The organism is Bradyrhizobium sp. CCBAU 51765 (assembly GCF_015291725.1).
Lineage (GTDB): Bacteria > Pseudomonadota > Alphaproteobacteria > Rhizobiales > Xanthobacteraceae > Bradyrhizobium > Bradyrhizobium liaoningense.
This window is the reverse complement of the sequence record NZ_CP030038.1, coordinates 5,433,156-5,459,684: the sequence shown is the minus strand read 5'-3', so window position 1 is coordinate 5,459,684 and position 26,529 is coordinate 5,433,156. Positions and strand designations below refer to the sequence as shown.

Sequence of the window (26,529 nt, the reverse complement as noted above, 5' to 3'; positions counted from 1 at the left end):
GATGGGCGAGCGCTCCAACATGCCGCTGATCGAAGTCAGCGATCTCGGCGTCCGCCTCAACACCAGCCGCGGGCCGGCGCAGGCGGTGCGCGGTGTCAGCTTCTCTCTCCAGCGCGGCGAGACGCTCGGGCTCGTCGGCGAATCCGGCTGCGGCAAGTCGGTCACCGCGCTGTCGTTGATGGGCCTGCTGCCGGACAGTGCGGCCGTCACCGGCAGCATCAAGCTGGATGGCAAGGAGCTCGTCGGGCTTTCGGATGCCGATTATTGCAGCCTGCGCGGCAACCGCATCAGCATGATCTTCCAGGAGCCGATGACCGCGCTCAACCCGATGCACACGATCGGCCATCAGGTCGCCGAGCCGCTGCGGCGTCACAAGAAATATTCGGCGGCGCAGGCACGGAAAGAGGCGATCGCCTTGCTCGACCGCGTCGGGCTGCCCGATGCTGTCAGGCGCGTCGACGCCTATCCCCATCAGTTCTCCGGCGGGCAGCGCCAGCGCATCACCATCGCGATGGCGCTCGCCTGCGAGCCCGACCTATTGATCGCGGACGAGCCGACCACCGCGCTCGACGTCACCATCCAGGGCCAGATCCTCGACCTCATCGCCGATCTCGTGGAGGAGCGCGGCATGTCGATGATCCTGATCTCGCACGATCTCGGCGTCATCGCCGAGAACGTGCAGCGCATGATGGTGATGTATGGCGGCGCCGTCGTCGAGAGCGGGCCGACCGACGAGGTATTCCGCCGGATGGGACATCCGTACACGCAGGGCCTGTTTCGCGCGCGGCCGAAGCTCGGGGCACGCAAGGGGACGCGGCTGAAGACCATCTCGGGTACGGTGCCGGAGCTCGCCGATCTGCCGTCCGGCTGCACCTTCTCCGATCGGTGTCCGCTCGTGATCGATCAATGCCGCGCTGCCCTGCCGCCGATGGTGGACGTTGGCCCCGGCCACCTCGTGCGTTGCATCAGGACGGATGTGTCGATGGCCGAGCGCGTCGGAGCGCTGACCGCATGACCGCCGCAGCGGAGCCTCTTCTCGACGTGAAGGATCTGGTGCAGCGTTACGCGCTGCCGCGCGAAAGCCTGTTCCGGCCGCCGGGACAGGTGCGTGCGCTCAACGGCGTGAGCGTGCAGGTCGCCGCCGGAAAGAGCCTCGGCGTCGTCGGCGAATCCGGATCGGGCAAGTCGACTTTCGCGCGGCTGGTGATGGCGCTGGAGCGGCCGACGTCAGGAGAGGTCGCGCTGCTCGGTCGCGATCTCAACCGCATCTCCGCAGACGAGCTGCGCCGCGCAAGGCGCGATTTCCAGATGGTGTTCCAGGACCCCTATGGCTCGCTCGATCCGCGCCAGACCATCGCCCGCATCGTCGCCGAGCCGCTGACCGTGCTCGAAGGCGCGGACCGCACCACGTTCCGCGACCGCGTCGCCGCGGTGCTGCGGCAGGTCGGCCTGCGCGATGCGGACATGGACAAGTATCCGCACGAATTCTCCGGTGGCCAGCGCCAGCGCATTGCGATCGCGCGTGCGCTGATCACCCAGCCGAAGCTGATCGTCGCCGACGAGCCAGTCTCAGCGCTCGACGTCTCCGTGCAGGCGCAGGTGCTGAACCTGATGCAGGACCTCCAGGAGCAGTTCGGCCTCAGCTACATCCTGATCAGCCACGACCTCGCCGTCGTCGACTATCTCTGCGACGAGGTCGCGGTGATGTATCTCGGCCGGATCGTCGAGCAGGGGCGACCGGAGGATCTGTTCGAGCGCTGCGCCCATCCCTATACGCGGGCGCTCCTGGATGCCGTGCCGCGGGCGCGCCCCGTCGGGGGCCGGCGGCGGCGCGGAGCGCAGGCGATCGCCTCGCAATCGGCGGCGGCGACCGGCTGCCCCTATGTCGCGCGCTGTCCGCTCGCCGACCAGCATTGCCGCGAGGTTCTGCCTGAGTTACGCAAGGTCGGCGAGGGGCACCTTGCCGCCTGCCACAAGGCCGAGGCCGTGATGGCGTTGCCGCAGGCGGCCATGGAAGGTTAGTGTTCGCAACAGGATTGGCGTAGGCTTAAGCACAGGCCGGGGAGTCACGTATGTTCAGGAAACTGTCGATCGTCGCATTTGCCCTTACACTTGCCGCAGCGCCTTTGCCGGTGCTGGCGCAGGGCAAGAAGGACAGCGTCGTCATGGCGATGGCGCTGGAGCCGCCGGGGCTCGATCCCACCAATGCCGCTGCCGCTGCGATCGCCGAGGTCACGCTCTACAACATCTATGAGACGCTGACCAAGATCAACGAGGATGGCTCGGTCGCGCCGCTGCTGGCTGAGAGCTGGACCGCTTCGCCCGACCTGAAGACCTACACGTTCAAGCTGCGCAAGGGCGTCAAATTCCACAACGGCGAGCCGTTCAATTCCGCCGCGGTGAAGTTCTCGTTCGAGCGCAACGCCGCGCCGACCAGCACCAACAAGGACAAGAGCCTGTTCCAGGCCATCGAGAAGGTCGATGCGCCCGACGCCGACACCATCGTGATCACCATGAAATATGGCGAGCCGAACCTGCCGTTCCTGCTCGGGCAGGCGAGCGGCTCGATCGTGGAGCCGAAGAGCGCGGCCACCAACGTCACGCAGCCGGTCGGCACAGGGCCCTACCAGCTCGCGGCCTGGGCCAAGGGCTCCTCGATCACGCTGACCAAATGGGCCGACTACCGCAACGCCGCCGCGGTCAAGCTGTCCAAGGTGACGATCCGCTTCATCTCCGAGCCGGCGGCGCAGACCGCGGCGCTGCTCTCGGGCGACGTCGACGCGTTTCCGCGCGTCTCGGCACAGCGGGCGATCGCGCAGTTCAAGGCCGATCCGCGCTTCAACGTCATGGTCGGCGGCTCCAGGGCCAAGACCATCGTCGGCATCAACCACCGGAAGAAGCCGCTGGACGACGTCCGCGTTCGCCGCGCCATCCTCGCCGCGATCGACCGCAAGGCGATCATCGAGGGCGCCGTCGATGGATTCGGCACGCCGATCGGCAGCTTCTACGTCCCGGGCGCGCTCGGCTTTGTCGACACCACCGGGATCAATCCCTACGACCCCGAGAAGGCCAGGAAGCTGCTCGCCGAGGCCGGCGTCACCACCCCGCTTGAGCTCTCGCTCAAGCTGCCGCCGCCGTCCTATGCGCGGCAGGGCGGCGAGATCGTCGCAGCCCAGCTTGCCAAGGTCGGCATCGTCGCCAAGATCGAGAACGTCGAATGGGCGCAGTGGCTGTCGCAGGTGTTCGCGCCCAACGGTCCACACAATTTCGATCTCACCATCGTCAGCCACGTCGAGCCGTTCGACCTCGTCAAGATCACCGAGCCGGACTACTACCTCGGCTACAACAACGAGACGTTCAACGCGCTCTACAAGCAGATCGTCTCGACGCCGGACGAGGCGGCACGCGCCAAGCTGCTCGGCGACGCCCAGCGCATGCTCGCGACCGACGCCGTCTCCGCCTACCTCTACCAGCCGCAGCTGATCACCATCACCAACAAGAAGCTGAAGGGCGTCTGGAAGGACGTGCCGCAATACGAGAACGATTTCTCGACCTGGTATTGGGAGTAGGGCGCGCGAGACCAGGTCGAAAGGATCGTGTCCATTCTCCCGAGAGAAGATCACGGGCTCCAAAACAAGAAACCTGAAAAACAACCCCATGCACAGTAGGCGGGGGCCAGTCATTTCAAAGGCTTGTTAAAGGCTTGCGCGTTGCACCCTGCGTGGTCTGCGCGAAAAGGCCGACGTTGACCCGTCGGGCAAAACACTGGCATGATGCGATCGTCGGCGGTTTCCTGGTTTGGGACGCGCCGTCAGGCGAGGCCCACCATGAAGCCGCCCTCCGACGCGATGCTCCCAGCGCTCTAGTCAATTCGCGCAAGTGGAGGCATCTGCATTCCCTCTATAAGAAATTCCAACAGAGGTTGAGCGAGCGATTTGTCGGCTGTGTCGTCGCCGAGTACGATGATCTCCGTCATCGGCGGGGGAGGCCAGTGCTTCGGCACATCGATGATCTGCATTCCTTGCTGAATGAAGGAGCGACCCAGGAGCGTGATGCCAAGTCCCCCGGCAACTGCGGCCTGAACGCCCATCAGGCTGCTCACGGTGCATGCCGTCACCCACGCCTGCCGCGCCGCGTCGAGTGTCGTGAACATGAGCTCGCGATAACTGCAAGGTGGCTGAAGAAGAACAAGCGGCACTGGCCGGTGCGGATCGAGCCGGAAGTCGGAAGCAGCAAACCAGACCATTGGTTCGCGCCATATGACGCGACCTCGCTCCTTGAACTCGCGGGTTGCGATAACGAGGTCCAAATTGCCCGCTTCAAACTCTTGAAACAAGCCGTGCGTCAAGCTCGTGTTTACGTCGAGTTGAATGCCGGGATGAAGTCGAAGAAAGCGTGCCAAAAGCCTGGAGAGCTGGAGCGGCACGAAATCCTCGCAGATCCCCACGCGCAGGCGGCCTGTCGTCTGTGGGGCCTGAAGCGAGCGCAGGACGTCGTCGTTCAGGTCCAGCAGCCGCCGCGCTCCGATCAGCAATTGGCCACCTGCACCCGTCAGCGCCAGCGATCGGCTGTTCCGGTCAAAAACCGGATATCCGATCAGATCCTCGAGCCTCCGAATTTTCTGACTCACGGCGGATTGTGAGCGGCTGACCATGTCGGCGGCGGCGGTGAAGCTTCCGGCGTCGGCGACCGCGACAAACGCACGTAGCAAGTCGAGATCGAGGTCGCGCATACCGCACCTATTAGGTTCGCTACTGGACCCATTCAAACTATGCGTTTTTCTTCTCAGCGCCAAGCGGCGATAAGCCCGTGAAGCCATGCGCCGCGGAGGATGAATTCTGCAGCGTTTCGTCGGTCAGGTTGGCGAAAGGAATCCTTGATGAAGGCAGTCGGCTATCGGGTGGCAGGGCCCCTCTCGGCGGATGACTCTCTTGTCGATCTCGAACTGCCGGCTGCGCAGCCCGGTCCGCATGACCTGCGTGTCGCCATCAAGGCGGTTTCGGTCAATCCCGCCGACGTGCAAATGCGGGCGAGAATGTCGCCGCCCGAGGGGAAGGTCCGGATTCTCGGATTTGACGCCGCTGGTGTCGTCGACGCCATCGGCCCGGATGTAACGCTGTTCAAGCCGGGAGACGAGGTCTTCTACGCCGGCGCGATCGATCGACCGGGCACGAACAGCGAGCTCCATCTCGTTGACGAGCGCGTTGTCGGCCGCAAGCCAAGGACGCTGAGCTTCGGTGAGGCGGCGGCGCTTCCTCTGACCTCGATCGCCGCATGGGAATTGCTGTTTGAGCGCCTTGCTATTTCATATGGGGTGAAGACCCAGTCCGGCGCGCTGCTGATCATCAACGGCGCGGGCGGTGTGGGATCGATACTGACGCAGTTGGCGCGGCGATTGACGGGACTGACCATTGTCGCGACCGCGTCACGGCCGGAAACAGAGGCGTGGTGCCGCAGCATGGGTGCCCATCATGTCATCAATCACCATCACCCTCTGGGCCGGGGATTGAACGAGATCGGCATCGAGGAGGTCAGATATGTTGCGGGCCTCACGGCTACCGACAGGCATCTGCCTGCGATCGCGAAAGCGATCGCGCCGCACGGCCGGCTGGCGCTCATCGACGACCCCCGCGTCCTCGATATCGTCAGCCTCAAGCGCAAGAGCGTCTCGGTGCACTGGGAGCTGATGTTCACACCCACGCTGTACCAGACGCCTGACATGATCATGCAGCACCATTTGCTCAATGAGGTCGGGGCTCTCGTCGATGCCGGGCTGTTGCGCACGACTTTGACGGAAGAGGCCGGCCCCATCAACGCGTTCAACCTCAAGCGCGTGCATGCGAAAGTCGAAAGCGGCGGGAGCATCGGCAAGACGGTTCTATCGGGATTCTGACGCCATGCTCAGGCCGGAGCCCGTCGCAATCATCCATCAGTTCAGGAAAGACCAATGAAGCTCAACCCCGCTGCCATTGCGCTGCTTCTCTCGGGATCAGCCTTGATCGCGCCTGCAACCGCCCAGAACCGCCCCGCGCCTTCACTATCGGCAGCGCCTGTCGTCACGGACGCGCCTGAAAGCGGGATACAGCCCAGCGTCAGCGGCCATTCGGCGATGGTTCCGGCCCTCTATCAGCTCGACCAGCAGCCAATCGAACAGATATCTCCCCTGGTGCAACGGCAATATCTGGTTGGCGCGCAATCCACGTTCGTCAAATGGATCGTGAAGAAGGGAGGCGTCTTCCCGCTGCACCATCACGCGAACGAGCAGATCACGTGGATTACCGAAGGGCGGTGCGAGGTCAGCTCGCAAGGCAAGAAGTTCGTCATGACGGCGGGGACCGTCATGATCATTCCACCGAATACACCGCATGAGTTTGTCTGCACCGAAGACACGATCGATATCGATTTCTTCTCTCCGCAACGCCAGGACTGGATCGACGGGGTCCCTTCGATCGCGGCGTCGTCAAAATGAGATGGCGACCCGATCGCAAGGTGCATCGGGTCTCATCATTGAAAGCCAATCGGGAATTCTCGCAATGTCAAGCTACCCCCTCACGCACAGCAAACAGCAACTCACCTATGCGGCGGCCGCGATGGCGATCGAGGCCGCCGTCGCGAAATCCAGGGAGATCGCGGCGCCGGAATGCATTGCCGTCGTCGATGCGGGAGGCAATCTCCTGGCGTTCGCGAGGGTCGACGGCGCAGCCGTTCTTGCCCGCGATCCTGCGATCGCCAAGGCCGCAACCAGCGTGTCGATCGGTGCGCCGACGGGGGCAATTCCGTTCGAGTTCGGAGCGGACCTGGCATTCGCAAGTCACGGCGGCATCACCAATCTCGGCGGAGGTCTTCCGATCGTCTTCCGCGGCGAGTTGGTAGGGGCGATTGGCGTCGGCTCTGGAACCACCGAACAGGATGTTGCCGTCGCCGAGGCTGGGCGCGACGCGATATTGGCGGCGCTCTCCGCTTCCGAATGACGAAGCCCGCTTGCGCTGATCGGCACGGAAATTTGATGATGACCCTGCACAAGGCGGCCAAAATCGCCTGTCTCGCTGCCTACTTCGCTTCAGGAACGGCGGCGATGGCTCGAAATCCGGAGGACACCACCATGGCTTTATCGGCATCCGGCAGGCAACTCGCCAGCGATCGTTCGATCGGGACGATCGAGCCGGTCTTTGAGTTCCACGATGCCATGCCGACCGGGGTCTCCGTAGCCCCCGACGGTCGCATCTTCGTCAACTTCCCTCGGTGGGGTGATGACGTGCCGTTCACGGTCGGCGAGATCCGGGACGGCAAGGTCGTTCCCTATCCGGATGCGATAATCAACATTTTCGATCCGGCGCGCCCTGGAGAGACCCTTGGCAGTGTGCAGAGCGTCGTCGTCGACCCGGCGGGCCGGCTATGGATTCTCGACACCGCAGCGCCCGGCTTTTCACCGCCGGTCGCGGGCGGCGCGAAGCTGGTCGCGGTGGACCTGGCGACCAACATGGTGGTGAAGACCATTGTGCTGCCGTCGTCCACGGTCTTGCCGACGACCTATATCAACGATGTGCGCTTCGACCTGCGCCGGGGCAAAGCCGGCGTCGCGTTCATTACGGATTCGTCGATCAGCGGACCGGGCGGCATTATTGTTGTCGACCTCGATAGCGGCGAAAGCTGGAGGAAACTGACAGGGCACAGGTCGACCTCGCCAGACCCTGCATTTATTCCTGTCGTGGAAGGCGAGCGGCTGGCGGTTCGTGAAAAAGGAAAGCCTCCCGCATCCTTCAACGTCGCCGCCGACGGCATCGCAATTTCTGCCGACGGCGCGACGCTCTACTACTGCCCCTTATCGAGCCGGCACTTGTATTCAGTTCCGACAGCCCTTCTGGTCGATCGGTCCGCATCGGAGGCAGCCCTCGCCGAGGCGGTTATCGATCTGGGCGAAAAGGGAGCCTCGGATGGTCTCGAGGCCGACGACAAGGGCCGTATCTATGCAGGCGACTACGAGCGCAACAGCATTCGCCAGCGTCAGGGCGATGGTGACTGGAGGACCATCGCGCACGATCCACGAATATTGTGGCCTGACACGCTGTCGGTCGCCTCGGACGGTTACCTGTACTTCACGGCCAACCAACTTCATCGGCAAGCCCAATTCCATGAGGGACAGGACCAACGTGTGAAGCCGTACACGCTCTTCCGCGTCAGGATCGACGCGGGACCCGTCTTGCTGAAGTGATACGATGGTCCGTGGCATTCAGAATCTGATCGAGCGGACGACTGGAACGCGCCATGCTTCGCACAATCGTTGTTCTCTTTCTAGCGAGTTCGGTCGCAATGGCGAAGCCTGTGAATAAGCTCGTCCCGGAATTCGCATCGGATGAGCTCGTCATGAATGGCGTTACGACCTCGCTCGACGGACGGCGCTTCGTCGTTGTTCAGCCGCAAAAGCCAGGTCAGCCGGAGATCGCCGAAATCACAGCCGGGAAGGTCAGGCCCTATCCCGACGCAACCTGGAATGATTGGCGCGAGGGGCAGGACGGACGGCGCGCATTCGTTGGCGCAAACTCTCTGCGCGTCGGTCCCGATGGAGCCCTGTGGATTGTCGATCGCGGCGCGCCGGGGATCGGCAAGCCGTTGGCGGAAGGTGGTCCGAAGCTCGTTCGCATCGATCTGGCCGCCAATCGGGTGACCCGCGTCTACGATCTGACCTCCGTTGCCCGGGGTGCGAGCTTCGTCGACGATGTCCGATTCAATGGCGGTGTCGCCTACCTGACCGATGCGGGCCGACCCGCGCTGATCGTCCTCGATCTGTCCTCCGGACAGGCACGTCGTGTCCTGGAGAACCACTCTTCCACGGTAGCCGTTCGGCCGCTGATAGCCGAGGGCCGGGAGCTGCTCGATTCTGACGGCAGGCCGGTCGTCGTGCATGCGGATCAGCTCGAGGTCTCCGGCGACGGACGCTGGCTCTATTATCAGCCTTGCTCGGGCCCGATGTTTCGGATCGGCACGCGCTTCCTGGATGATGCGTCTCTCGACGAAGCGACCCTCTCCGGTCACGTCGAGCGATTTGCCGACACACCCTCGACCGGTGGCACTGCGATCGACGCAGCAGGTACGATCTATGTCAGCGACACCGATCGTTCGCGGATTCTGACAGTGTCGGCCACCGGCAAGGTATCGACGTTGATTGCCGATCCGCGCCTGGCATGGGTGGATGCCATGTGGATAGACGACGAAGGCAGGTTGTGGATGCCGGCCGCCCAGCTCAATCGGACTCGGGGTCTCAATCAGGGCAAGGACGCCGTCGATTGGCCAATCCGGCTTTACTCGATTGCCCTCGGAGTGAAGCCCGTCCGGCGATGACCGCTTCCGTTGTGCGGCAGCAGCTCTCAAAGATCGGGGAGCTGCCGATGAACCATCGTCAGGATCCAGACTGAGTTCTCTCAATATCATGGAGCAGGCTCCAGATCCTTCAGCAAGCCCGGGCGCCAATCAGAGAAGCCGGCCTCTCGCCGTGGGTGCGGCCTTGGTTTCGGCGGTGTTCTTTGGCGTCAACGCGGTAGCATCGAAGATACTTTATGCGCCCAAGGCTGCCGCCGGTTTTGACGCCGTCGGTCTTTTCGTTGCGCGCGGCGTATGGTCGCTGCCACTGTTCCTACTGCTCGCCGTCGCCACCAGGCCACGGCGATGTCCTCCGCTGACGATCAGGAGCGCGGCGCTTTTCCTGTTTTGTGGCATCGCCTACGGACCGGGCACCAACGCGCTATCCGCTCTCGGCGCACACGCCACCAGTGCGTCGCATGCCGTATTGCTGCTCAGTCTCTTTCCACCGCTGGCCGCCGGCATGGCGGCGTTATTCCTGCGTGAACGGCTCTCTGTGTTGAAGATAATCGCGATTGCCATCGGCATCACGGGTGCTGCGACGCTGACGCTGTCCAGGTCCTCTGGCGCCGCGACGATGACCGGCGATCTTCTCATTGCCGTCTTCATCCTCGCCTGGGCGATCCTGACGCTCGGCATTCGTCAGCTCGACAAGGTCTATCCAGCACTGTTTGTCGTCGGCGTGTTCGGCGCCCTCGGCTGCATTGCGCTCGGTGCGCTTGGTGTCATTGCTGGACGGCTGGATTCCGTTCTCATTCCGGCTCAGCACTTCGATGTGCAAACCGTGCTGTGGTTCGATGTCGAACTTGTGTTGCTGTTGTCGCTCGCCGGTCAGCTCCTGCAAAGCATGGCCCTTCGCGTGCTCAATGTGGCGATCGTGGTCGCATTGACATCCTACGGCTCGATCTTCTTCGGACTGGCCGCCTCGTGGACGATTCTCGGCGAGCGTCTGACCGTGCAGGACATTGTCGCCGCTGCGTTTCTGGTGACGGCGCTTGGCCTGTCGCTATGGCCCGAGCACGGACCTCGGAGCGGAACGTGAAGCCGATGAAAGCGGCGCACCGTTCGTGAACGTTGCGCCGCTTCTACATCATGCCACTTTCGCCTCGACGCTGCCGACCCAATCGCGGGCGAGCGTCACGTCGGCTTGCGACAATTGGTGGTCCGCCGGCAGGACCTTGTGAGTCACGCGCGCGCCCGCTTCCGACAGCAGCGCCGCAAGGCTTGCGGAATTGCTCGCCGGCACGATCGGATCCGCCTGCCCGGAGAGCAGCAGAACGGGCTTGCCTGCAAGGTCGGCGTTCGGCGGATCCGACAGCGGCACCATGGCGCGCAGCAGGATCGCGCCCGCAAGCGCCTCCGGCTTCAGCAGCAACAGCGCCGCCGCGATGTTGGCGCCGTTGGAGAAGCCGACCGCGATCGGCGCGGCGAGGCCGTATTGCTTGCGTGCCTCCGCGACGAAGTCGCCGAGCTCGTGCGCGCGACGGCGGACGTCGTCCTCGTCGAACACGCCCTCGGCGAGGCGGCGGAAGAAGCGCGGCATGCCGTGCTCGAGCACGCGGCCGCGCGGCGAGAGCAGGGCGGCGCCGGGCGAGATCATCTTGCCGAGCCCGAGCAGGTCGTTCTCGTCGCCGCCGGTGCCGTGCAACAGCAGCAGCGGGGGTGAGCCCGCATCGCGCGCGGGCTCGAAACGATGAATGAATGCACTTGCGGTCATGACACGCTCTCCTCCAGGCTCGGCAACACGTCCTCGATCTGCTTGCGATGCTGTTCGAGGAAGCTCGGCAGCTTCAGCTCACGCCCCAGCGTCGCGACGGGCTCGTCGACGGCGAAGCCGGGGATGTCGGTCGCGATCTCGAACAGCACGCCGCCGGGCTCGCGGAAGTAGACCGACCGGAAGTAGTTGCGGTCCCGCTGCTCGGTCGGGTGCAGGCCGTGATTGCTGACGAGCTTCTGCGCCATCTTGCCCTGTTCGGCATCGTCAACCGCGCGGAAGGCGATGTGATGCACCGAGCCGCCGCCTTGGTGCCCGCGCAAGAAGCCCTTGGCCTCGTAGATATCGACGACGCTGCCTTCGGCATCGCCTGAAGCCTTGAAGCGGATCACCGAGCCTTCGCGTCCGGTCTCCTTGAAGCCGAACACGTCGGTGAGGACGGCGGCCGTCTTCGCCGCGCTGTCCAGCAGCAAGGTCACGCCGTGGAAGCCTCGGATCGCGTGCTCGGCCGGCACGTCGCCGTTGCTCCAGCCGGGCTCGTTCTCTGCGCCGGGGATGCCGACCAGTGCCAGGGCCATGCCATCCGGGTCAGTGAACGGCAGCACGGACTCGCCGAAGCGCTTCTCCAGCGCCTCGTACGCGATGCCCTTCTCGGTGAAACGCTGCGTCCAGTAGCCGAGCGAGCGCTGCGGCACGCGGAAGGCGGTCTGATGGGTTTCGCCGACGCCGCGGCGTCCGGCCGAGACGCCCGCCCAGGGGAAGAAGGTCAGGATGGTGCCGGGGCGGCCGGTCTCGTCGCCGTAATAGAAGTGATAGGTGCCGGGATCGTCGAAATTGACCGTCTTCTTGACGAAGCGCAGGCCGAGATCCCGGGTGTAGAAGCCGAAATTCCTGATGGGATCGCCGGCGATCGCGGTGACATGGTGCAGTCCAGACATTGTCGTCCTCCAAGATTTGGGGAGCGGGCTTGCTCTGGGCGGAAATATTGTTCCGCTTGGGATTGGAGACAATCCATGCAATTATGACGGCTATGTCTACGATTTGGAAACAATCGGAGAGGCGGGGCCTTGGATAAGCTCGGCAGCCTCCGAGCCTTCGTGAAGGTGGTCGAAAGCGGGAGCTTTGCCGAGGCCGGCCGCCAGCTGCGGCTGTCGCGCTCGGCGATCAGCAAATACATCGCCGACCTCGAGGAGAGTCTCGGGGTCCAGCTGTTGAACCGGACCACGCGGCACGCCAGCCCGACCGAGAACGGCCAGCGCTATTTCGAACGCGCGGTCGTGATCCTCTCGGAGATCGAGGCCGCGGACCAGGCGGTGACGCAGGCGCAGTCGGCGCCGCGTGGCCTGTTGCGGGTCAACGCGCCGATGTCGTTCGGCACGATGCGGCTCGGGCCGGCGCTCGCCGATTTCATGGCGCGCCATGGCGAGCTTCAGCTCCAGATCGTGCTCAGCGACGATCTGCTCGATCCCGTGCAGGACGGCTTCGACGTCACGCTGCGCATCGCGGAGCTGGAATCCTCCAGCCTGATCGCGCGCAAGATCATGCCGGTGGCGCGCATGATCTGTGGCTCGCCCGACTATCTCGCGCGTCACGGCACGCCAAGACATCCGCAGGATCTGCGCGGGCACACCTCGCTGACCTACGGCTTCCTGCTGACCGGCAACCAGTGGAAGCTCTCAGGCAGCGATGGCGATCACTGGATCCAGCCGGCCTGGTCACTCTGCGTCAACAATGCCGAGGTGCTCCGCGACGTCGCGGTCAAGGGCAGGGGGCTCGCGCTGCTCCCTGAATTCATCGCCGCAGATGCCGTGCGGAAAGGTGAATTGCGCGTCGTGCTCCAGGACTATTCTGCGCCGCCACTCGCGCTGTACGCAGTCTATCCGCCGACGCGGCATCTGTCGGTGAAGGTGCGGCTGTTCATCGATTTTCTGGTCGAGCGGTTTGGCCGGGAGGACGAGGCAGGCATGCGGACGCGCTGAGACTTGAGGCTGGAGCGGACGATAGCTCAGGGGCGATAGGATCGCGGTCCGGCACGGACCAAATGCCGTGGGCTCCCCAATGTGCGGTCTGAGAGAGCGACGTCTGCTGGCCGATGAGGGCGCTCGGGCACGCTGGCTTTGCAGGGGCAAGCAGGGCGGCCCTGGATTGACCAAAAATATCCTTGGAGCTCGGATCTCCGGCAGTCCGCCGCTGGGAGGCTGGGCCGCCCCGCTTTTCGTGAAGGCTCAGAGTGTGGTCAGCTTGGTATTGACGCTTGTGAAGACGCCGCTCAATGCGGTGCCGATGTTCTTGACGGCAGCCAATGACAGCGAACGCAGTCTGCAGCGATAAGGCCACCTGCAGCGATAAGGCCAGATTCGATAGCCGTAGCGCCGCTTTCGTCTGTCAGGAGCCTTTTGAAGGTATGCCAGTATCCCTATGGTTGCCGCAATTGCGTGTAGCAGTCGGTTGTAACAACTTATACATACTCGTGAAAGAATTAAGGAGGCTTGAATCCGAACTGTTGATTTGAGTCCAACGCGAATGTTTCACACGGTTGCTGTGATCAGATGAGGGTGAATCATCATCGCGCCTTGGATCATTGTCTGAGCATGATCTGCGCGAAAGGTGCTCTAGCGCCGCAGCGTGAACTCGTCCGCATCGCGCCGGTGCTCCCATTTCGCCTGCTCCAGCTCGGGCCGGTCGCACTCGATCTCCGGATAGCCGATGCAGAGATAAGCGATGAACTTCCAGGAGCTGGGCACGTCGAGAATGGCGTGGATCCGATCCGGGCTCAGGATCGACACCCAGCCGAGACCGATGCCCTCGGCGCGCGCGGCGAGCCACATCGCGGTGATCGCGGCGACCACGGAATATTCGGTTGTCTCCGGCATGGTCGCGCGGCCGAGGCCGTGGCCGATGTCGCTGGCCTTGTCCGCGAACACGGCGAGGTGACCAGGGGCCTGTTCGAGACCCGAGAGTTTCAGCGTGGCATAGCGCGCGGCGCGCTCGTCGACATAGGCGTTCAGAGCGTCGGCGTTGCACGATCTGAAATCGTCGATCACAGCGCGGCGCCGCGCGTCGTCGTCGACGGTGACGAAGCGCCAGGGCTGGCTGAGGCCGACCGAAGGCGAGAGGCAGGCCGTCTCGATCAGGCGATCGACGGCGCCGGCCGGCAATGGGTCGCTGCGAAAGCGGCGCACGTCGCGGCGCCACACGAACAGCTCGCGCAGGTGTTGGCGGAAGGCGTCATCGAACTCGACCATGAGGTCAATGTCTCATCTGGAAGGACGCGGCGGCAACCAGCAGGATCAGGATCTCGCCCAGTTGCTCGAACGCCCCGAGAATGTCGCCGGTCTGCCCGCCGATCTGCCGGATGGCAAGCCGCGCCAGCATGAGGCCGGCGAGCGACAGCAGGACCAGGCCGACCAGCGCCTTGCCTGGCCCCAACGCCAGGGCAAGCGCGAGCGTTCCAACAGCGAAGGCGACGGCGACGCTGCGGCCCGGCGGCGATCCGGCGCTGGCCGACAGCCCATCGGGCCGCGCCGGCGGGACCAGCGACATGAAGGCCGGCACGCCGGCACGGGAAGCGGTGTGCGCGGCGCAGAGCGCAAGCATCACCGCCCATGGATTGGCGATCGCCGCGAGCGCGCTCCAGCGCAGGCCGAACGACAGGATCAGCGCGCAGACGCCATAGGTCCCGATCCGGCTGTCGCGCATGATCTCGAGCTTGCGCTCGCGTGTCCGGCCGCCGCCGAGTCCGTCCGCGGTGTCGGCAAGTCCGTCCTCGTGCAGCGCGCCGGTGATGAAAGCGGTGGTGGCCAGCACGAGCAGGGCGGCAAGACCCGGTGTCAGTCCGAAGCGAATGGAGATCTTGTAGACCAACGCGCCGGCGAGGCCGACCAGCAGTCCCGCGACGGGCAGCGCCCAGGTCGCGCGCGCGATCGCGCCGTCGCCGGCGGGCTTCGACGATGCCACCGGCAGGATCGTGACGAACGACGCTGCGATCCTGAGGTCGGCGATGACGTCTCGCAAGAGCTCGGCGCGCGGGATCATTTCAGCTTCATCGGCAGGCCGGCGACGACGAACTCGACCTCGTCGGCGACATCGGCAAGGATCTGATTCATGATCCCGGCGGCGTCGCGGAAGCTGCGCGCCAGCGCGTTGTCGGGCACGATGCCGAGGCCGACCTCGTTGGTCACAAGAACGACGGGGCTGCTCAGGCGGGGCAGGGCGCCGGCGAGTTCTCTCACGTCTCGCTCCCAGTCGCGCGCCGCATGCATCAGGTTGGAGAGCCACAGCGTCAGGCAGTCCACGAGCCTCGCGCCCCCGCCATCGGTTGCGAGCAGCGCCGGCACGAGATCGAGCGGGACCTCGCGCTCGATCCAATCGGTTCCGCGCCGCGCGCGATGTCGTGCGATGCGTTGCTCCATTTCACCATCGAGCGCCTCGGCGGTTGCGACGTAGACGGGCTGGCCGGGAAAGCTGCGCGCGCGCGCTTCCGCCCGGGTGCTCTTGCCCGATCGCGCTCCGCCGGTGATCAAGATGACGGCCATGAAGGTCTCCTGTCGCCAGCACTAATCATCAAACGCGCCCAAAGACAAAGCCGAAATCAGGCGGCGAGGGACTTGCGCTCGGCCGCCGTCTTGCGCAACAGGGGGCGGAGCGAGATGGGAGATTTGCGTGGATTTTGCGGGGGCCATGGCAGTGGCGATGGCGGTGGATGCCCTTCTGGGCTGGCCGCCGTCGCTGTTCGCGCGGATCGGCCATCCCGTCACCTGGCTGGGCTGGCTGATCGCGGCGATCGACTCCGCCTGGAATCGCGCGTCCGATCCGCCGGCGTTGCGCCGTGCTGCCGGCGTGGCCGGCGCGCTCGTGGTGATCGCGCTCTCGGTCGCGCTCGGCTGGGGGCTTCAATCCTTGCTTCCCTCAGGCTGGAGTCGGATCGTGGCGGTGGGCATCCTGGCCTGGCCGCTGGTCGCCTTGCGCTCGTTGCATGATCATGTGGCTGCCGTCGCAGAGCCGTTGCGGGCCGGCGACATCGCCGCTGCACGCGACGCGGTGTCCCGCATCGTCGGCCGCGATCCGGCTGCGCTCGATGAAGCCGGCATCGCACGCGCGACGATCGAGAGCCTTGCGGAGAACGCCTCCGACGGCATCGTGGCGCCGGTGTTCTGGGGCGCGCTGTTCGGCTTGCCTGGAATCCTCGGCTACAAGGCCATCAACACGCTGGATTCCATGATCGGCCATCGCAGCGAACGGCATGAAGCGTTCGGCTGGGCGGCGGCGCGCATCGACGATGTTGCCAATTTCATTCCGGCACGGGCGACTGGATTTCTCTTCGTGCTGCTGGCGCCGCACCGGTCGGAGGCGCTGTCGTGCATGACGCGGGATGCGCGCCGCCACCGCTCGCCCAATGCCGGCTGGCCGGAGGCCGCCATGGCTGGCGGCCTCGGTGTGCGGCTCAGCGGCCCCCGCATCTACCACGGCAGCGCGACCGACGAGCCCTGGCTGAACGAAGGCGCGCGCGATCCGCGCGCCGCCGACATCGACGAGGCACTGACGCTGTACCGCCGCGCCATGCTGCTGCTCGCCGGCGTCCTTGCGATCCTGGCCTTCGCGTGAAACAACGAGGCATGCGCGAGCACGGTGGAAATCTGGATCAGGCCCAGCAGCGTTTTGGCGGACGCGCGGAGGACTGGATCGATCTGTCGACTGGGATCAACCGGCTGCCTTATCCGGTGGGTGAGGTGAGCCTGCATGCCTGGAGCGCGCTGCCGTCGCGTGCCGAGATCGAGGCGCTGCATCGGGCTGCGCAGCAGGCCTATCGCACCCGTGCACCGGTCGTTGCGATGAGTGGCGCGCAAGCCGCCATTCAATTGCTGCCGCAACTGGCGCCGCCCGGTCGCGCCCGCATCCTCGCGCCCACCTACAATGAATATGCCGGCGTGCTGTCGACCGCCGGCTGGGATGTGCAGGAGGTCGCGGAGCTTGATGCGCTGGCGGGCGCGGATCTCGCCATCGTCGTCAATCCCAACAATCCCGATGGCCGGCATCATATGCCTGGGGATCTGCTGGCGCTGCTGCCGCGCGCCGGCCGTCTCGTGATCGACGAGAGCTTTGCGGATGCCGTTCCGCCATTGTCGCTCGCGCCGGAAGCGGATCGGCCGGGACTTTTGATCCTGCGCTCCTTCGGAAAGTTCTATGGCCTTGCCGGCCTGCGGCTCGGCTTTGTGATCGGCAATGCCGCCGATATCGCCAGGCTCGCGGCGATGTCGGGTCCATGGCCGGTCTCGGGAGCGGCGATCGCGATCGGCTGCCGCGCCTTGCGCGATGAGGCCTGGGCGGAGGCGACGTCGGCGCGGCTTGCGCGCGATTGTGCTCGTCTCGACGACATCGCACTCGCGCAAGGCTGGCGGCTTGTCGGCGGCACGCCGCTGTTTCGCTTGTACGAAACGCCAGACGCGCGTGCCGCACAGGAGAAGCTTGCGCGTCGCCAAATCTGGTCGCGCGTCTTTGCGCAGAAACCGACATGGCTGCGCCTCGGGCTTCCCGGCCGCGAAACCGAATGGGCGCGGCTTGGCGAGGTCCTAGCGCGCTAGCGCGAGCAGGCCGTCGACGTCGAGATGGGTTTCGATGTGGTCGGCGAGCGCATCGAGCGCGCTCTCCACTCTGGCGCGATAGGGCTCGTCGCCTGCGGGAATGTCGAGCGCTGCGAGATAAGCCTTGCGGAAACCATCCGACGTGAACAGGCCATGCAGATAGCTGCCTTGCACGCGTCCATCGTGCGAGATCGCGCCTTCCGGCTCGCCGTTCAGTTTCGCGAACGGACGGGCGCGATCGGGGCCGTCGGTGCGGCCGATATGGATTTCGTAGGCTTCGATCGGTTGCTCCGTGGCGGCATGCACGGCCGCAACCCGCGTCAGCGTCTTCTGCGGGCTCATCACCGTCTTCACGTCCAGAAGTCCGAGGCCCGGTGTCTCGCCAGGAGGGCCTTCGATGCCGTCGGGGTCAGCAACGCTCTGCCCAAGCATCTGATAGCCGCCGCAGAGGCCGAGCACATGGCCGCCCCTTCGGTGATGCGCGAGCAGATCGATGTCCCAGCCCTGCGCGCGCAGGAAGGCGAGATCGCCGCGGGTGGATTTGGAGCCGGGAATGATGACGAGCCTGACATCGCCGGGAATGGCTTCGCCCGGACGCACCATGAGGAGATCGACGCCCGGCTCGAGCTTGAGCGGATCGAGATCATCGAAATTGGCAATGCGCGACAGTGCGAGGCAGGCGATCTTGCATCGGCCCGGCTTTCGCGCGTCGCTCAGGCCCAGCGCATCCTCGGCCGGCAGCTCGCCGGCACGCGCGAACCAGGGCAGCACGCCGAAGCCGCGCCATGCGGTCTTCTGCTCGATCAGCCTGTAGCCGTCGTCGAACAGCGTGGGATCGCCGCGAAATTTGTTGATGACAAAGCCCTTGATCATCGCGGCATCGTCGGGGTCGATCACCGTCTCGATGCCGACGAGCTGTGCGATGACGCCGCCGCGGTCGATATCGCCGACCAGCACGACCGGCACGTCCGCCTTGCGTGCAAAGCCCATATTGGCGATGTCGGCCTTGCGCAAATTCACCTCGGCCGGGCTGCCGGCGCCTTCGACCAGCACGAGATCGGCGCGCACCTTCAGCCGCTCGAAGCTCTCCAGCACGGCGCCCATCAATGATGGCTTCATCGCCGCGTAGTCGCGCGCACGCGCTGTCGCGATGCGCTTGCCGTGAACGATGACCTGCGCGCCGACATCGGTCTCGGGCTTTAGCAGCACCGGGTTCATGTCGGTATGCGGCTCGACTCCGGCGGCAAGCGCCTGGAGCGCCTGGGCGCGACCGATCTCGCCGCCATCGACGGTGACTGCGGCGTTGTTCGACATGTTCTGCGGCTTGAACGGGAGAACGCGCAAGTCCCGCCGCGTGAAGGCGCGCGCGAGGCCGGCGACGATGAGCGACTTGCCCACGTCCGAACCGGCTCCCTGTATCATCAGCGCGCGTGCCATCGGGATCTCAGAACTCGACGCCGGCCTGTGCCTTGATGCCGGAGCGGAATGGATGCTTGACCAGCGTCATCTCGGTGACGAGGTCGGCGATCTCGATCAGCTCGTCCTTGGCGTTGCGTCCGGTGAGCACAACATGTGTCATCGGGGGCTTCTGCGTGGTCAGGAACTCGACCACCTCCGCGATGTCGAGATAGTCGTAGCGCAGCGCGATGTTGATCTCGTCGAGCACGACCATCCGCAGCCGCTCGTCAAGGATCAATTCCTTCGCCTTCTCCCAGCCGGCGCGCGCGGCGGCAATGTCGCGGGCGCGGTCCTGCGTCTCCCAGGTGAAGCCTTCGCCCATGGCGTGGAACTGGCAGAGATCGCCGAAATGGCCGGTGAGCAGCCGCCGCTCGCCCGTGTCCCAGGCGCCCTTGATGAATTGCACGACCGCGCAAGGGAAGCCATGGGCGACGCAGCGGACGATCATGCCGAAGGCCGAGGAGGATTTGCCCTTGCCGCTGCCGGTGTGGACGATGATCAGGCCCTTTTCGCCGCTCTTGGTCGCCATGATCTTGTCGCGGGCGGCTTTCTTCTTCGCCATCTTCTGGGCGTGCCGGGCGTCGGTTTCCTCGCCCGTTCTGGTGTCCGGTTCAGGCGTCATCGTACCAGTCCTTCGGCTTGACAAGTGGCAGCCACGGGCAAATGGTGGCCCGGCGTTGGTTCCTGTCCTATGACAGGCGAAGAGGGAATGCGATAGGGTCCGAATCGGCAAGATTTGGGTCCAAAATGCAGCCGCCCCCGCGACCGTGACCGGAGAGATGCCCGAAGCCACTGATTCCCGCGGGAATCGGGAAGGCGGGGATCGAAGGGCAAAGCCCTGCTCCGCAAGCCGGGAGACCTGCCAGCGCGAAGAGTTTTGGACCGGCGGACGGGGTGTTCCGCGACGGGGAAACGGCCTCTTGAGTCAGGGTCCGTGTGCCTCTCGCCTCCCGCTGTTTTATCCTGGAAGAGGCGATGACCGTCACACTTCACGTCTGCATCACCTGCCGCGCCGGCCAGACGCTTGGCGAGGGCGAGACGACGCCCGGCAAGCGCCTGCATGGCGCGATCCTCGACGCCGGCGTCCCCGACGGCGTCACTGTGGTTCCCGTCGAATGCCTGTCGGCCTGCAGCCAGGGCTGCTCGGTCGCGCTCAGCGCGCCCGGCCGCTGGTCCTATGTCTATGGCCGCCTGTCGGAGACGAATGCGCAGGACGTAGTCGCAGGCGCGGCGGCCTATGCGGCTGCGCCCGACGGGCTCGTGCCGTGGCGCAGCAGGCCGGAAATATTCCGCAAGCAGTCGCTTGCCCGCATTCCCCCCATTGCCGTCGTGCCGGAGGCCGCCGAATGAACTCGCTCGCCAAAATCCCCGTCACTGTTGTCACGGGGTTTCTCGGTTCCGGCAAGACCACGCTGATCCAGCATCTGCTCGCCAATGCGAATGGCAAGAAGCTGGCAGTGCTCGTCAACGAGTTCGGCAGCGAGGGCGTCGACGGCGAAATCCTGAAATCCTGCGCCGACGCCAATTGCCCGGAGGAGAACATCATCGAGCTCGCCAACGGCTGCATCTGCTGCACCGTCGCCGACGATTTCATTCCGACGATGGAGAAATTGCTGGCGCGCCCGGTGCGGCCCGATCACATCCTGATCGAGACCTCGGGCTTGGCATTGCCGAAGCCGCTGCTGAAGGCGTTCGATTGGCCGGAGATCCGTTCGCGCATCACGGTGGACGGCGTGATCGCGCTGGCCGATGCCGAGGCCGTCGCGGCGGGCCGCTTCGCGCCGGACCCGATTGCGGTCGAAGCGCAGCGCGCGGCGGACGAAAATCTCGATCACGAGACGCCGCTGTCGGAAGTGTTCGAGGACCAGATCGCCTGCGCCGATATCGTGCTGCTGACCAAGGCGGATCTCGCCGGCGCGGCGGGAATCGAAGCCGCCAGGGCGGCGATCACCGCCGAGATGCCGCGCCGCGTGCCGATGCTTTCCGTCACCGACGGTGCGATCGATGCGCGCGTCATTCTCGGCCTTGGCGCTGCCGCAGAGAACGATCTCGCCGCGCGTCCGTCGCATCATGACGGCGAGGAGGAGCACGAGCACGACGATTTCGCCTCCGTCGTGATCGATCTTCCGGAAGTGTCTGATGTCGATGCGCTGGTCGCTTCCGTCCAGCGCCTGGCGCGCGAGCAGAACGTGCTGCGCGCCAAGGGCTATATCGCGGTCGCGGGCAAGCCGATGCGGTTGCTGCTTCAGGCGGTCGGCGAGCGCGTGCGCCACCAGTTCGACAGGCCCTGGGGCGTGGGTATCAGGCAGTCGAAGCTCGTCGTGATCGGCGAGCACGGCGATATCGACGAGACGGCAATCAAGGCGGGACTAGGTCTCTGATGCACGTCGTTTTCCGCGAGAGCCGTGGTCTCGAGGAGACCGCGACGCCAAGGGACATCGGCCAGGACCCGGCCGATCTCGTGGTGCTCTCGTATTCGGATTCCGATCTTGCGGCGTTCGCGGCCGGGTGGCGGCGTGGCCGGAACAGCCTGCCGTCGCTGCGGCTCGCCAATCTCGCCGAGCTCCGGCATCCGCTGTCGGTCGACACCTATATCGAGCGCACGCTGTCGCAGGCGCGCGGCATTCTGGTGCGACTGATCGGCGGCGAGTCCTACTGGCCCTACGGGCTTACGGCCCTGCAGCAGCTTGCGAGGGACCGCAACATCGTGCTGGCGGTGCTGCCGGCCGACGGCCGCGACGACACGCGGCTCGATGCGTACTCGACCTTGCCGGTCTCGACGCTGCGGCGGCTCAAGGTGCTTTGCGACACCGGCGGTCCGGTCGCCGCGCAGGCCGCGATCGCGCAGCTCGCGCTGGCCTCGGGGCTTTACGCGGGACCGGTCGTCGGCGAGATGACCGTGCCCGAGATGGGCTTTTATGATCCCGCGCGTGGTGTCATTGCGGCGCCGGTGGGTGGCGAGGGCAAGCCGCGCGCGCTGGTGACCTTTTATCGCTCCTATCTCACTGCTGCGGACACGGGACCGGTCGATGCCCTGATTGCGGCGCTGCGCGAGCGCGGCTTTGATGCGTATGGCGTATTCGTCGGCTCGCTGAAGGCCCCCGGCGTCGCGGATTGGCTCCGCGCGCATCTTGCGCAGAATCCTCCAGCCGCGATCGTCAATGCAACGGCGTTCTCCGCGATCGGCGATGACGGCACGACACCGTTCGATGCCGCGACGTGCCCCGTGTTTCAGGTCGCGCTGTCCACGGCGCGGCGCGAGGACTGGACGGAGTCGCTGCGCGGCCTGTCGCCTGGCGATCTCGCCATGCATGTGGTGCTGCCCGAGGTCGACGGCCGCCTGTTCGCGGGCGTGGTGAGTTTCAAATCGGCCGCGATGCGCGATCCGGATCTGCAATTCTCGCATCTGGCGCACACGCCCGATGCGGAGCGCGTGAAGGCCGTCGCCGCGCGCGTCGCGGCCTGGCGGCGCCTTGCCGAGACGCCGGCCGGCGAGAAGCGGCTGGCGATCGTGCTGTCGAAATATCCCGGCCGTCCGCACCAGATCGCGCATGCGGTTGGTCTCGATGCGCTCGCTTCGGTCGAGGCGTTGTTGTCCGATCTCGCGGAGGCCGGATACGCTGTCGCTCCGGTTCATGCGCTCGGCGAGACGCTGCTGAAGCAGCAATTGATCTGGAATGTCGCCGATTATCGCGCGGCGCTGTCGCGCCTGCCGCAAACCTTGCAGGACGATCTCACGCAGGCCTGGGGCGCGCCGGAAGACGATCCGAGCTGCCGCGACGGCGCGTTCCATTTCGCGGCGATCGAATGTGGTCGGTCGATTGTCGCGATTCAGCCGGAACGCGGCGAAGCGGCCTCGCGCGATGCCGACTATCACGATCTCGCCCGCACGCCGCGCCATGCCTACGTCGCCTTCTATCTCTGGCTCAGGCAGCAGGGCTGTGACGCCGTCCTGCACATGGGTGCGCACGGCACGCTGGAGTGGCTGCCCGGGAAATCCGTGGCGCTATCGCAAGCGTGCTGGCCCGAAGCGTTGATCGGCGATCTTCCCGTCATCTATCCCTTCATCGTCAACGATCCCGGCGAGGCCGCGCAGGCCAAGCGGCGTATCGGCGCGGTCACGATCGGACACCTGCCGCCCCCGCTGGAACAATCCGCGGTGCCGGAAGGCCTGCGCCGGCTCGAGCGGCTGCTCGACGAATATTCGACCGCCGACGGGCTTGATCCCGCCCGCCGCCAGCGCCTCATCGCGGCGATCCGCGACGAGGCCCGCGCCGCCGGCCTCGAAGAGGATCTCGGCCTCGACGCATCGGCCGCGCCGGCCGAAGCGATCCCGCGGATCGATCGCTTCGTCTGCGATCTCAAGGAGAGTCAGTTCGGCGACGGCCTCCATGTGTTCGGCCGCGGCACCTGCGGTGAAACGGAGCGGGACGCGCTGCTTGCCGCGCTGGCAGGCCGGCGCGTTGCGCCGGGCCCATCGGGCTCGCCTTATCGTGGACGCCAGGACGTGCTGCCGACCGGGCGCAATCTCTTCGCCGTCGACCCGCGCGCGGTGCCGACGCCGTCGGCGCATGCGCAAGGCATCAAGCTCGCCGAAGAACTGCTCCGCCGTCACTTGCAGGACCATGGCGACTGGCCGAAGGGCCTCATCGTCGATCTCTGGGGCTCGGCGACGATGCGCACGGCGGGCGAGGAGTTCGCCATGGCGCTGCACCTGGCCGGCCTTGCACCGCGCTGGGATCACGCCTCCGGCCGCGTCATCGGCTACGACATCGTCGCGCCGGCGGAGCTCGGCCGTCCGCGCATCGACGTCACGCTGCGCGTGTCGGGCCTGTTTCGCGACGTCTTTTCTGGACTTGCGCAATTGTTCGAAGCTGCGGCCGAGGCGCTCGCGGGCCGCGCGGAGGAGGGCGAGGAGAATCCGTATCGTCACCGTACCTCGCGCGTCTTCGCGCCGCGCCCAGGACATTACGGCGTCGGATTGTCCGCTATCCCGGATGCCTTCACGGCTGAGACACGCGATGCGGCGGGCGAGGCCTGGCTATCCGCATCGTCCTGGGCCTTCTCGGCAGATGGTGCGATGCAGCCAGATCGCGCCGGCATCGAACAACGGCTCGCGTCTGCCGATGCCTTCGTCCATGTGCAGGACCTACCGGAAACCGATCTGCTGCTCGCGGCAGACTATGCAGCGCATGAAGCCGGCGTCGCTGCGGCTGCGGCGCACCTTGGTGCAGGCGCGCCGTCCCTCTATCACCTCGACGCGACACGCCCCGAGCAACTTCGCGCGCGCACGTTGACGGAGGAGATTTCTCGTGTCGTCCGGGCGCGCGCGGCCAATCCGGCCTGGATCGCCGGCATGATGCGGCATGGCTTTCGCGGCGCCGCCGAGATCACCGCGACGCTGGAGCACATGGCCGCCTTCGCGCATCTCGCGGGCGCCGTGCCGCCGCATCTGTTCGACCTCTATTACGATGCCACGCTCGGCAATGACGACGTCCGGGCCTTCATGGCCCGCGAAAATCCGTCCGCGCTCGCCGCGATGGAGACCTGCTTCACACGCCTGCACGACGCCTCACTCTGGCGAACCCGTCGCAATTCGATCGCGGCGGCGCTACGGGAGGCCTCATGAGCGCGGCCGCAGTCAAGGGCTGGTGTCCCGGCGCGCTGCGCCCGATGCTGTCGGGCGACGGGTTCGTGGTGCGCGTGCGTCCGTTTGGCGGGCGACTTGAAGCACCACAGATCTCCGGGCTTGCCGAACTGGCCGAACGCTTCGGCAATGGTCTGATCGACGTCACACGCCGGGCCAATCTCCAGATCAGGGGCGTCAAGGAAGAGAGCCATTGGCCGTTGCTCGACGGCCTTGCGCGGCTCCAGTTGCTCGACCCCGACGCTGACATCGAAGCGCGGCGCAACATCCTGGTGACGCCGTTCTGGAGTAACGGCGACGAAACGCAGTCGCTCGCCGCGGAGCTCGAGGAGGCGCTCGCCGATTCCGGCCTTGCGCTTCCCACCAAGTTCGGCTTCGCCATCGACGACGGAAGGTCGCGCGTCCTGGCTGGCGATTCCGCCGACATCCGCATCGAGCGCGATCGCTTGGGTCGTCTCCTGGTGCGGGCCGATGGCGCAAGACTCGGCCGCTCCGTCGCACGCGGACAGGCCGTGAGCACGGCGCTGGCGCTCGCAAGCTGGTTCATCGTCTCCGGCGGCGCGAGGGACGGGCGAGGGCGTATGGCGGCCCACATCGCGTCCGGTGCGGCGTTGCCTCAATCGCTGCGCGGCGAGACCGAGCCGGCGCCCGTCATGGCCGCGGCGCGGCCCGGGCACTATCCGCAAGGCGCGATGGTCGGCGTCGCGTTCGGGCAGATGCTGTCCGCCACGCTCCATCAGTTCTCCGGTTGCGGACATGCGCTGCGTATGACGCCCTGGCGGATGGTGCTCAGCGAGGGCAAGCGCGAGATGCCGGGCGGGGCGGGCCTCATCACCGAGCCGTACGACCCGGCGCTGCGCGTGATCGCCTGCAGCGGCGCGCCGCGCTGCCGGGAAGCCCATGCCGATACGCGCGCACTCGCAGCAGCGCTGGCGCCGCGCATTGCCGCCGATGTGCGGCTCCACGTCTCCGGCTGCGGCAAGGGCTGCGCCCATTCCGGCACGGCTGCGGTCACGCTGGTTGCGACGCATGCCGGTTTCGATCTCGTCCGCGACGGCTCGACCCGCGACGAGCCCGTCCTGCGCGGGCTGAGCGGCGCCGACATCGTCAGCGATCCCTCCATCCTGGTCGGAGGACACTGATGCCGCACACCTACGAGACCGACGGCGCGGCGATCTACCGGCAATCCTTTGCGACCATTCGGGCCGAGGCGGATCTTGCGCGCTTCACGCCCGATGAAGAGCCGGTGGTGGTGCGCATGATCCACGCCGCCGGCATGGTCGGCCTGGAGGCGCATGTTCGCTTCACGTCAGGCATGGCGACGCTCGCGCGCGCGGCCTTGCGGAAGGGCGCGCCGATCCTGTGCGATGCGCGCATGGTCTCGGAAGGCATCACGCGCGCAAGGCTTCCCGCGGCCAATGCCGTCATCTGCACGCTCGGAGACTCCACCGTTCCTGCGCTCGCGCAATCCATGCGCAACACGCGCTCGGCCGCGGCGCTGGAACTGTGGCGGCCGCATCTGGAAGGCGCCATCGTCGCGATCGGCAACGCGCCGACCGCGCTGTTTCATCTGCTCAACATGCTGGAGGACCGCGATTGCCCGCGGCCTGCAGCGATCATCGGCTGTCCCGTTGGCTTCGTCGGCGCGGCCGAGTCCAAGGCCGCGCTGATGGCCGATCCGCCGGTGCCGGCATTGACGGTCGAGGGTCGCTTAGGGGGCTCCGCGATCACGGTTGCTGCCGTCAACGCGCTGGCGAGCCGGAGCGAATAGC

General features: G+C 65.8%; 25 protein-coding genes and 1 riboswitch. Of the genes, 17 read left to right on the top strand and 8 right to left on the bottom strand.

Annotated elements, in window-relative coordinates:
* The first annotated feature begins 1 nt into the window (after position 1).
* The 3 genes from XH96_RS26020 to XH96_RS26010 are packed head-to-tail and all read left to right on the top strand — an operon-like array spanning position 2 to position 3,569.
* On the top strand, positions 2-1,015 hold the full coding sequence (locus XH96_RS26020; protein WP_194388276.1) for an ABC transporter ATP-binding protein: 1,014 nt from the start codon (positions 2-4) through the stop codon (positions 1,013-1,015).
* A complete protein-coding gene (locus XH96_RS26015) occupies positions 1,012-2,022 on the top strand; it encodes an ABC transporter ATP-binding protein (RefSeq protein WP_194388275.1) in 1,011 nt (336 codons plus the stop codon). The genes XH96_RS26020 and XH96_RS26015 overlap by 4 nt, the downstream gene beginning before the upstream one ends.
* Positions 2,023-2,072: 50 nt before the next feature.
* Positions 2,073-3,569: an ABC transporter substrate-binding protein gene (locus XH96_RS26010; RefSeq protein WP_194388274.1), complete on the top strand. Its 1,497-nt coding sequence runs from the start codon at positions 2,073-2,075 to the stop codon at positions 3,567-3,569.
* Positions 3,570-3,862: 293 nt separating this feature from the next.
* Here XH96_RS26010 and XH96_RS26005 read toward each other — a convergent pair whose 3' ends face one another.
* The gene (locus XH96_RS26005) at positions 3,863-4,732 is read right to left on the bottom strand and encodes a LysR substrate-binding domain-containing protein (RefSeq protein WP_194388273.1); all 870 of its coding nucleotides are present in this window, start codon (positions 4,730-4,732) and stop codon (positions 3,863-3,865) included.
* Between the two features lie 147 nt (positions 4,733-4,879).
* Between XH96_RS26005 and XH96_RS26000 the strand changes: the two genes are divergently transcribed.
* The 6 genes from XH96_RS26000 to XH96_RS25975 all read left to right on the top strand — a co-directional run bounded on the left by XH96_RS26000 (position 4,880) and on the right by XH96_RS25975 (position 10,399).
* Positions 4,880-5,893 carry a zinc-binding alcohol dehydrogenase family protein gene (locus XH96_RS26000; RefSeq protein ID WP_194388272.1) on the top strand — a complete coding sequence of 338 codons (1,014 nt, stop codon included), beginning with the start codon at positions 4,880-4,882 and terminating at the stop codon, positions 5,891-5,893.
* Between the two features lie 54 nt (positions 5,894-5,947).
* The gene (locus tag XH96_RS25995; RefSeq protein WP_194388271.1) at positions 5,948-6,469 is read left to right on the top strand and encodes a cupin domain-containing protein; all 522 of its coding nucleotides are present in this window, start codon (positions 5,948-5,950) and stop codon (positions 6,467-6,469) included.
* A gap of 64 nt (positions 6,470-6,533) precedes the next feature.
* The gene (locus XH96_RS25990) at positions 6,534-6,971 is read left to right on the top strand and encodes a heme-binding protein (RefSeq protein ID WP_194388270.1); all 438 of its coding nucleotides are present in this window, start codon (positions 6,534-6,536) and stop codon (positions 6,969-6,971) included.
* A 35-nt stretch (positions 6,972-7,006) separates the two neighbouring features.
* Positions 7,007-8,212 (top strand): major royal jelly family protein, encoded by a 1,206-nt coding sequence (locus tag XH96_RS25985; protein ID WP_246789753.1) that lies wholly within the window; start codon positions 7,007-7,009, stop codon positions 8,210-8,212.
* A gap of 53 nt (positions 8,213-8,265) precedes the next feature.
* A complete protein-coding gene (locus XH96_RS25980) occupies positions 8,266-9,339 on the top strand; it encodes an L-dopachrome tautomerase-related protein (protein ID WP_194388269.1) in 1,074 nt (357 codons plus the stop codon).
* A 151-nt stretch (positions 9,340-9,490) separates the two neighbouring features.
* A complete protein-coding gene (locus tag XH96_RS25975) occupies positions 9,491-10,399 on the top strand; it encodes a DMT family transporter (protein WP_194388268.1) in 909 nt (302 codons plus the stop codon).
* Between the two features lie 48 nt (positions 10,400-10,447).
* Here XH96_RS25975 and XH96_RS25970 read toward each other — a convergent pair whose 3' ends face one another.
* Both XH96_RS25970 and XH96_RS25965 read right to left on the bottom strand, forming a co-directional pair.
* Positions 10,448-11,074 (bottom strand): alpha/beta hydrolase, encoded by a 627-nt coding sequence (locus tag XH96_RS25970; RefSeq protein WP_194388267.1) that lies wholly within the window; start codon positions 11,072-11,074, stop codon positions 10,448-10,450.
* Positions 11,071-12,009: a ring-cleaving dioxygenase gene (locus XH96_RS25965; protein ID WP_194388266.1), complete on the bottom strand. Its 939-nt coding sequence runs from the start codon at positions 12,007-12,009 to the stop codon at positions 11,071-11,073. Before XH96_RS25965 ends, XH96_RS25970 begins: the two co-directional genes overlap by 4 nt.
* A gap of 129 nt (positions 12,010-12,138) precedes the next feature.
* On the opposite strand from XH96_RS25965, the gene XH96_RS25960 reads away from it, so the two are divergent.
* Positions 12,139-13,050, top strand: a complete 912-nt coding sequence (locus XH96_RS25960) for a LysR family transcriptional regulator (protein ID WP_194388265.1) — start codon at positions 12,139-12,141, stop codon at positions 13,048-13,050.
* 633 nt (positions 13,051-13,683) lie between these two features.
* On the opposite strand, the gene bluB is transcribed toward XH96_RS25960, so the two are convergent.
* From bluB to cobU, 3 genes are read right to left on the bottom strand one after another with little or no spacing between them, the layout of a single operon-like run.
* On the bottom strand, positions 13,684-14,316 hold the full coding sequence (gene bluB, locus XH96_RS25955; protein WP_194388264.1) for a 5,6-dimethylbenzimidazole synthase: 633 nt from the start codon (positions 14,314-14,316) through the stop codon (positions 13,684-13,686).
* A 4-nt stretch (positions 14,317-14,320) separates the two neighbouring features.
* The gene (cobS, locus tag XH96_RS25950; RefSeq protein ID WP_194388263.1) at positions 14,321-15,106 is read right to left on the bottom strand and encodes an adenosylcobinamide-GDP ribazoletransferase; all 786 of its coding nucleotides are present in this window, start codon (positions 15,104-15,106) and stop codon (positions 14,321-14,323) included.
* Complete coding sequence (gene cobU / locus XH96_RS25945; protein ID WP_194388262.1) at positions 15,103-15,606, bottom strand: bifunctional adenosylcobinamide kinase/adenosylcobinamide-phosphate guanylyltransferase; 504 nt, start codon at positions 15,604-15,606, stop codon at positions 15,103-15,105. The genes cobS and cobU overlap by 4 nt, the downstream gene beginning before the upstream one ends.
* Before the next feature lie 127 nt (positions 15,607-15,733).
* On the opposite strand from cobU, the gene cbiB reads away from it, so the two are divergent.
* Together cbiB and cobD are read left to right on the top strand one after the other, a co-directional pair.
* Positions 15,734-16,675, top strand: coding sequence for an adenosylcobinamide-phosphate synthase CbiB (cbiB, locus tag XH96_RS25940; protein ID WP_246789752.1), 942 nt, complete (start codon positions 15,734-15,736; stop codon positions 16,673-16,675).
* A gap of 11 nt (positions 16,676-16,686) precedes the next feature.
* Positions 16,687-17,652 carry a threonine-phosphate decarboxylase CobD gene (gene cobD, locus XH96_RS25935; protein ID WP_194388261.1) on the top strand — a complete coding sequence of 322 codons (966 nt, stop codon included), beginning with the start codon at positions 16,687-16,689 and terminating at the stop codon, positions 17,650-17,652.
* Here cobD and XH96_RS25930 read toward each other — a convergent pair.
* Positions 17,641-19,089 carry a cobyric acid synthase gene (locus tag XH96_RS25930; protein WP_194388260.1) on the bottom strand — a complete coding sequence of 483 codons (1,449 nt, stop codon included), beginning with the start codon at positions 19,087-19,089 and terminating at the stop codon, positions 17,641-17,643. The two genes, cobD and XH96_RS25930, sit on opposite strands and share 12 nt — an antisense overlap.
* Before the next feature lie 7 nt (positions 19,090-19,096).
* Positions 19,097-19,732 carry a cob(I)yrinic acid a,c-diamide adenosyltransferase gene (cobO, locus tag XH96_RS25925; protein WP_194388259.1) on the bottom strand — a complete coding sequence of 212 codons (636 nt, stop codon included), beginning with the start codon at positions 19,730-19,732 and terminating at the stop codon, positions 19,097-19,099.
* A 39-nt stretch (positions 19,733-19,771) separates the two neighbouring features.
* Positions 19,772-19,992: riboswitch (cobalamin riboswitch) on the top strand.
* Between the two features lie 93 nt (positions 19,993-20,085).
* Between cobO and XH96_RS25920 the strand changes: the two genes are divergently transcribed.
* From XH96_RS25920 to XH96_RS25900, 5 genes are read left to right on the top strand one after another with little or no spacing between them, the layout of a single operon-like run.
* Positions 20,086-20,460, top strand: a complete 375-nt coding sequence (locus tag XH96_RS25920; RefSeq protein WP_131870075.1) for a DUF1636 domain-containing protein — start codon at positions 20,086-20,088, stop codon at positions 20,458-20,460.
* Entirely contained in the window at positions 20,457-21,491 is a 1,035-nt protein-coding gene (gene cobW, locus XH96_RS25915) for a cobalamin biosynthesis protein CobW (RefSeq protein WP_194388258.1), read from the top strand. Before XH96_RS25920 ends, cobW begins: the two co-directional genes overlap by 4 nt.
* The gene (cobN, locus tag XH96_RS25910) at positions 21,491-24,739 is read left to right on the top strand and encodes a cobaltochelatase subunit CobN (RefSeq protein ID WP_194388257.1); all 3,249 of its coding nucleotides are present in this window, start codon (positions 21,491-21,493) and stop codon (positions 24,737-24,739) included. The genes cobW and cobN overlap by 1 nt, the downstream gene beginning before the upstream one ends.
* Positions 24,736-25,899 (top strand): precorrin-3B synthase, encoded by a 1,164-nt coding sequence (cobG, locus tag XH96_RS25905; RefSeq protein ID WP_194388256.1) that lies wholly within the window; start codon positions 24,736-24,738, stop codon positions 25,897-25,899. Before cobN ends, cobG begins: the two co-directional genes overlap by 4 nt.
* Positions 25,899-26,528, top strand: a complete 630-nt coding sequence (locus XH96_RS25900) for a precorrin-8X methylmutase (RefSeq protein WP_194388255.1) — start codon at positions 25,899-25,901, stop codon at positions 26,526-26,528. Before cobG ends, XH96_RS25900 begins: the two co-directional genes overlap by 1 nt.
* Position 26,529: the final 1 nt, after the last annotated feature.

Coding starts and splice junctions, on each gene's coding strand:
- XH96_RS26020 (WP_194388276.1), top strand. CDS start 2: ATGGGCGAGCGCTCCAACATGCCGCTGATCGAAGTCAGCGATCTCGGC.
- XH96_RS26015 (WP_194388275.1), top strand. CDS start 1,012: ATGACCGCCGCAGCGGAGCCTCTTCTCGACGTGAAGGATCTGGTGCAG.
- XH96_RS26010 (WP_194388274.1), top strand. CDS start 2,073: ATGTTCAGGAAACTGTCGATCGTCGCATTTGCCCTTACACTTGCCGCA.
- XH96_RS26005 (WP_194388273.1), bottom strand. CDS start 4,732: ATGCGCGACCTCGATCTCGACTTGCTACGTGCGTTTGTCGCGGTCGCC.
- XH96_RS26000 (WP_194388272.1), top strand. CDS start 4,880: ATGAAGGCAGTCGGCTATCGGGTGGCAGGGCCCCTCTCGGCGGATGAC.
- XH96_RS25995 (WP_194388271.1), top strand. CDS start 5,948: ATGAAGCTCAACCCCGCTGCCATTGCGCTGCTTCTCTCGGGATCAGCC.
- XH96_RS25990 (WP_194388270.1), top strand. CDS start 6,534: ATGTCAAGCTACCCCCTCACGCACAGCAAACAGCAACTCACCTATGCG.
- XH96_RS25985 (WP_246789753.1), top strand. CDS start 7,007: ATGATGACCCTGCACAAGGCGGCCAAAATCGCCTGTCTCGCTGCCTAC.
- XH96_RS25980 (WP_194388269.1), top strand. CDS start 8,266: ATGCTTCGCACAATCGTTGTTCTCTTTCTAGCGAGTTCGGTCGCAATG.
- XH96_RS25970 (WP_194388267.1), bottom strand. CDS start 11,074: ATGACCGCAAGTGCATTCATTCATCGTTTCGAGCCCGCGCGCGATGCG.
- XH96_RS25965 (WP_194388266.1), bottom strand. CDS start 12,009: ATGTCTGGACTGCACCATGTCACCGCGATCGCCGGCGATCCCATCAGG.
- bluB (WP_194388264.1), bottom strand. CDS start 14,316: ATGGTCGAGTTCGATGACGCCTTCCGCCAACACCTGCGCGAGCTGTTC.
- cobS (WP_194388263.1), bottom strand. CDS start 15,106: ATGATCCCGCGCGCCGAGCTCTTGCGAGACGTCATCGCCGACCTCAGG.
- cobU (WP_194388262.1), bottom strand. CDS start 15,606: ATGGCCGTCATCTTGATCACCGGCGGAGCGCGATCGGGCAAGAGCACC.
- cobD (WP_194388261.1), top strand. CDS start 16,687: ATGCGCGAGCACGGTGGAAATCTGGATCAGGCCCAGCAGCGTTTTGGC.
- XH96_RS25930 (WP_194388260.1), bottom strand. CDS start 19,089: ATGGCACGCGCGCTGATGATACAGGGAGCCGGTTCGGACGTGGGCAAG.
- cobO (WP_194388259.1), bottom strand. CDS start 19,732: ATGACGCCTGAACCGGACACCAGAACGGGCGAGGAAACCGACGCCCGG.
- XH96_RS25920 (WP_131870075.1), top strand. CDS start 20,086: ATGACCGTCACACTTCACGTCTGCATCACCTGCCGCGCCGGCCAGACG.
- cobW (WP_194388258.1), top strand. CDS start 20,457: ATGAACTCGCTCGCCAAAATCCCCGTCACTGTTGTCACGGGGTTTCTC.
- cobN (WP_194388257.1), top strand. CDS start 21,491: ATGCACGTCGTTTTCCGCGAGAGCCGTGGTCTCGAGGAGACCGCGACG.
- cobG (WP_194388256.1), top strand. CDS start 24,736: ATGAGCGCGGCCGCAGTCAAGGGCTGGTGTCCCGGCGCGCTGCGCCCG.
- XH96_RS25900 (WP_194388255.1), top strand. CDS start 25,899: ATGCCGCACACCTACGAGACCGACGGCGCGGCGATCTACCGGCAATCC.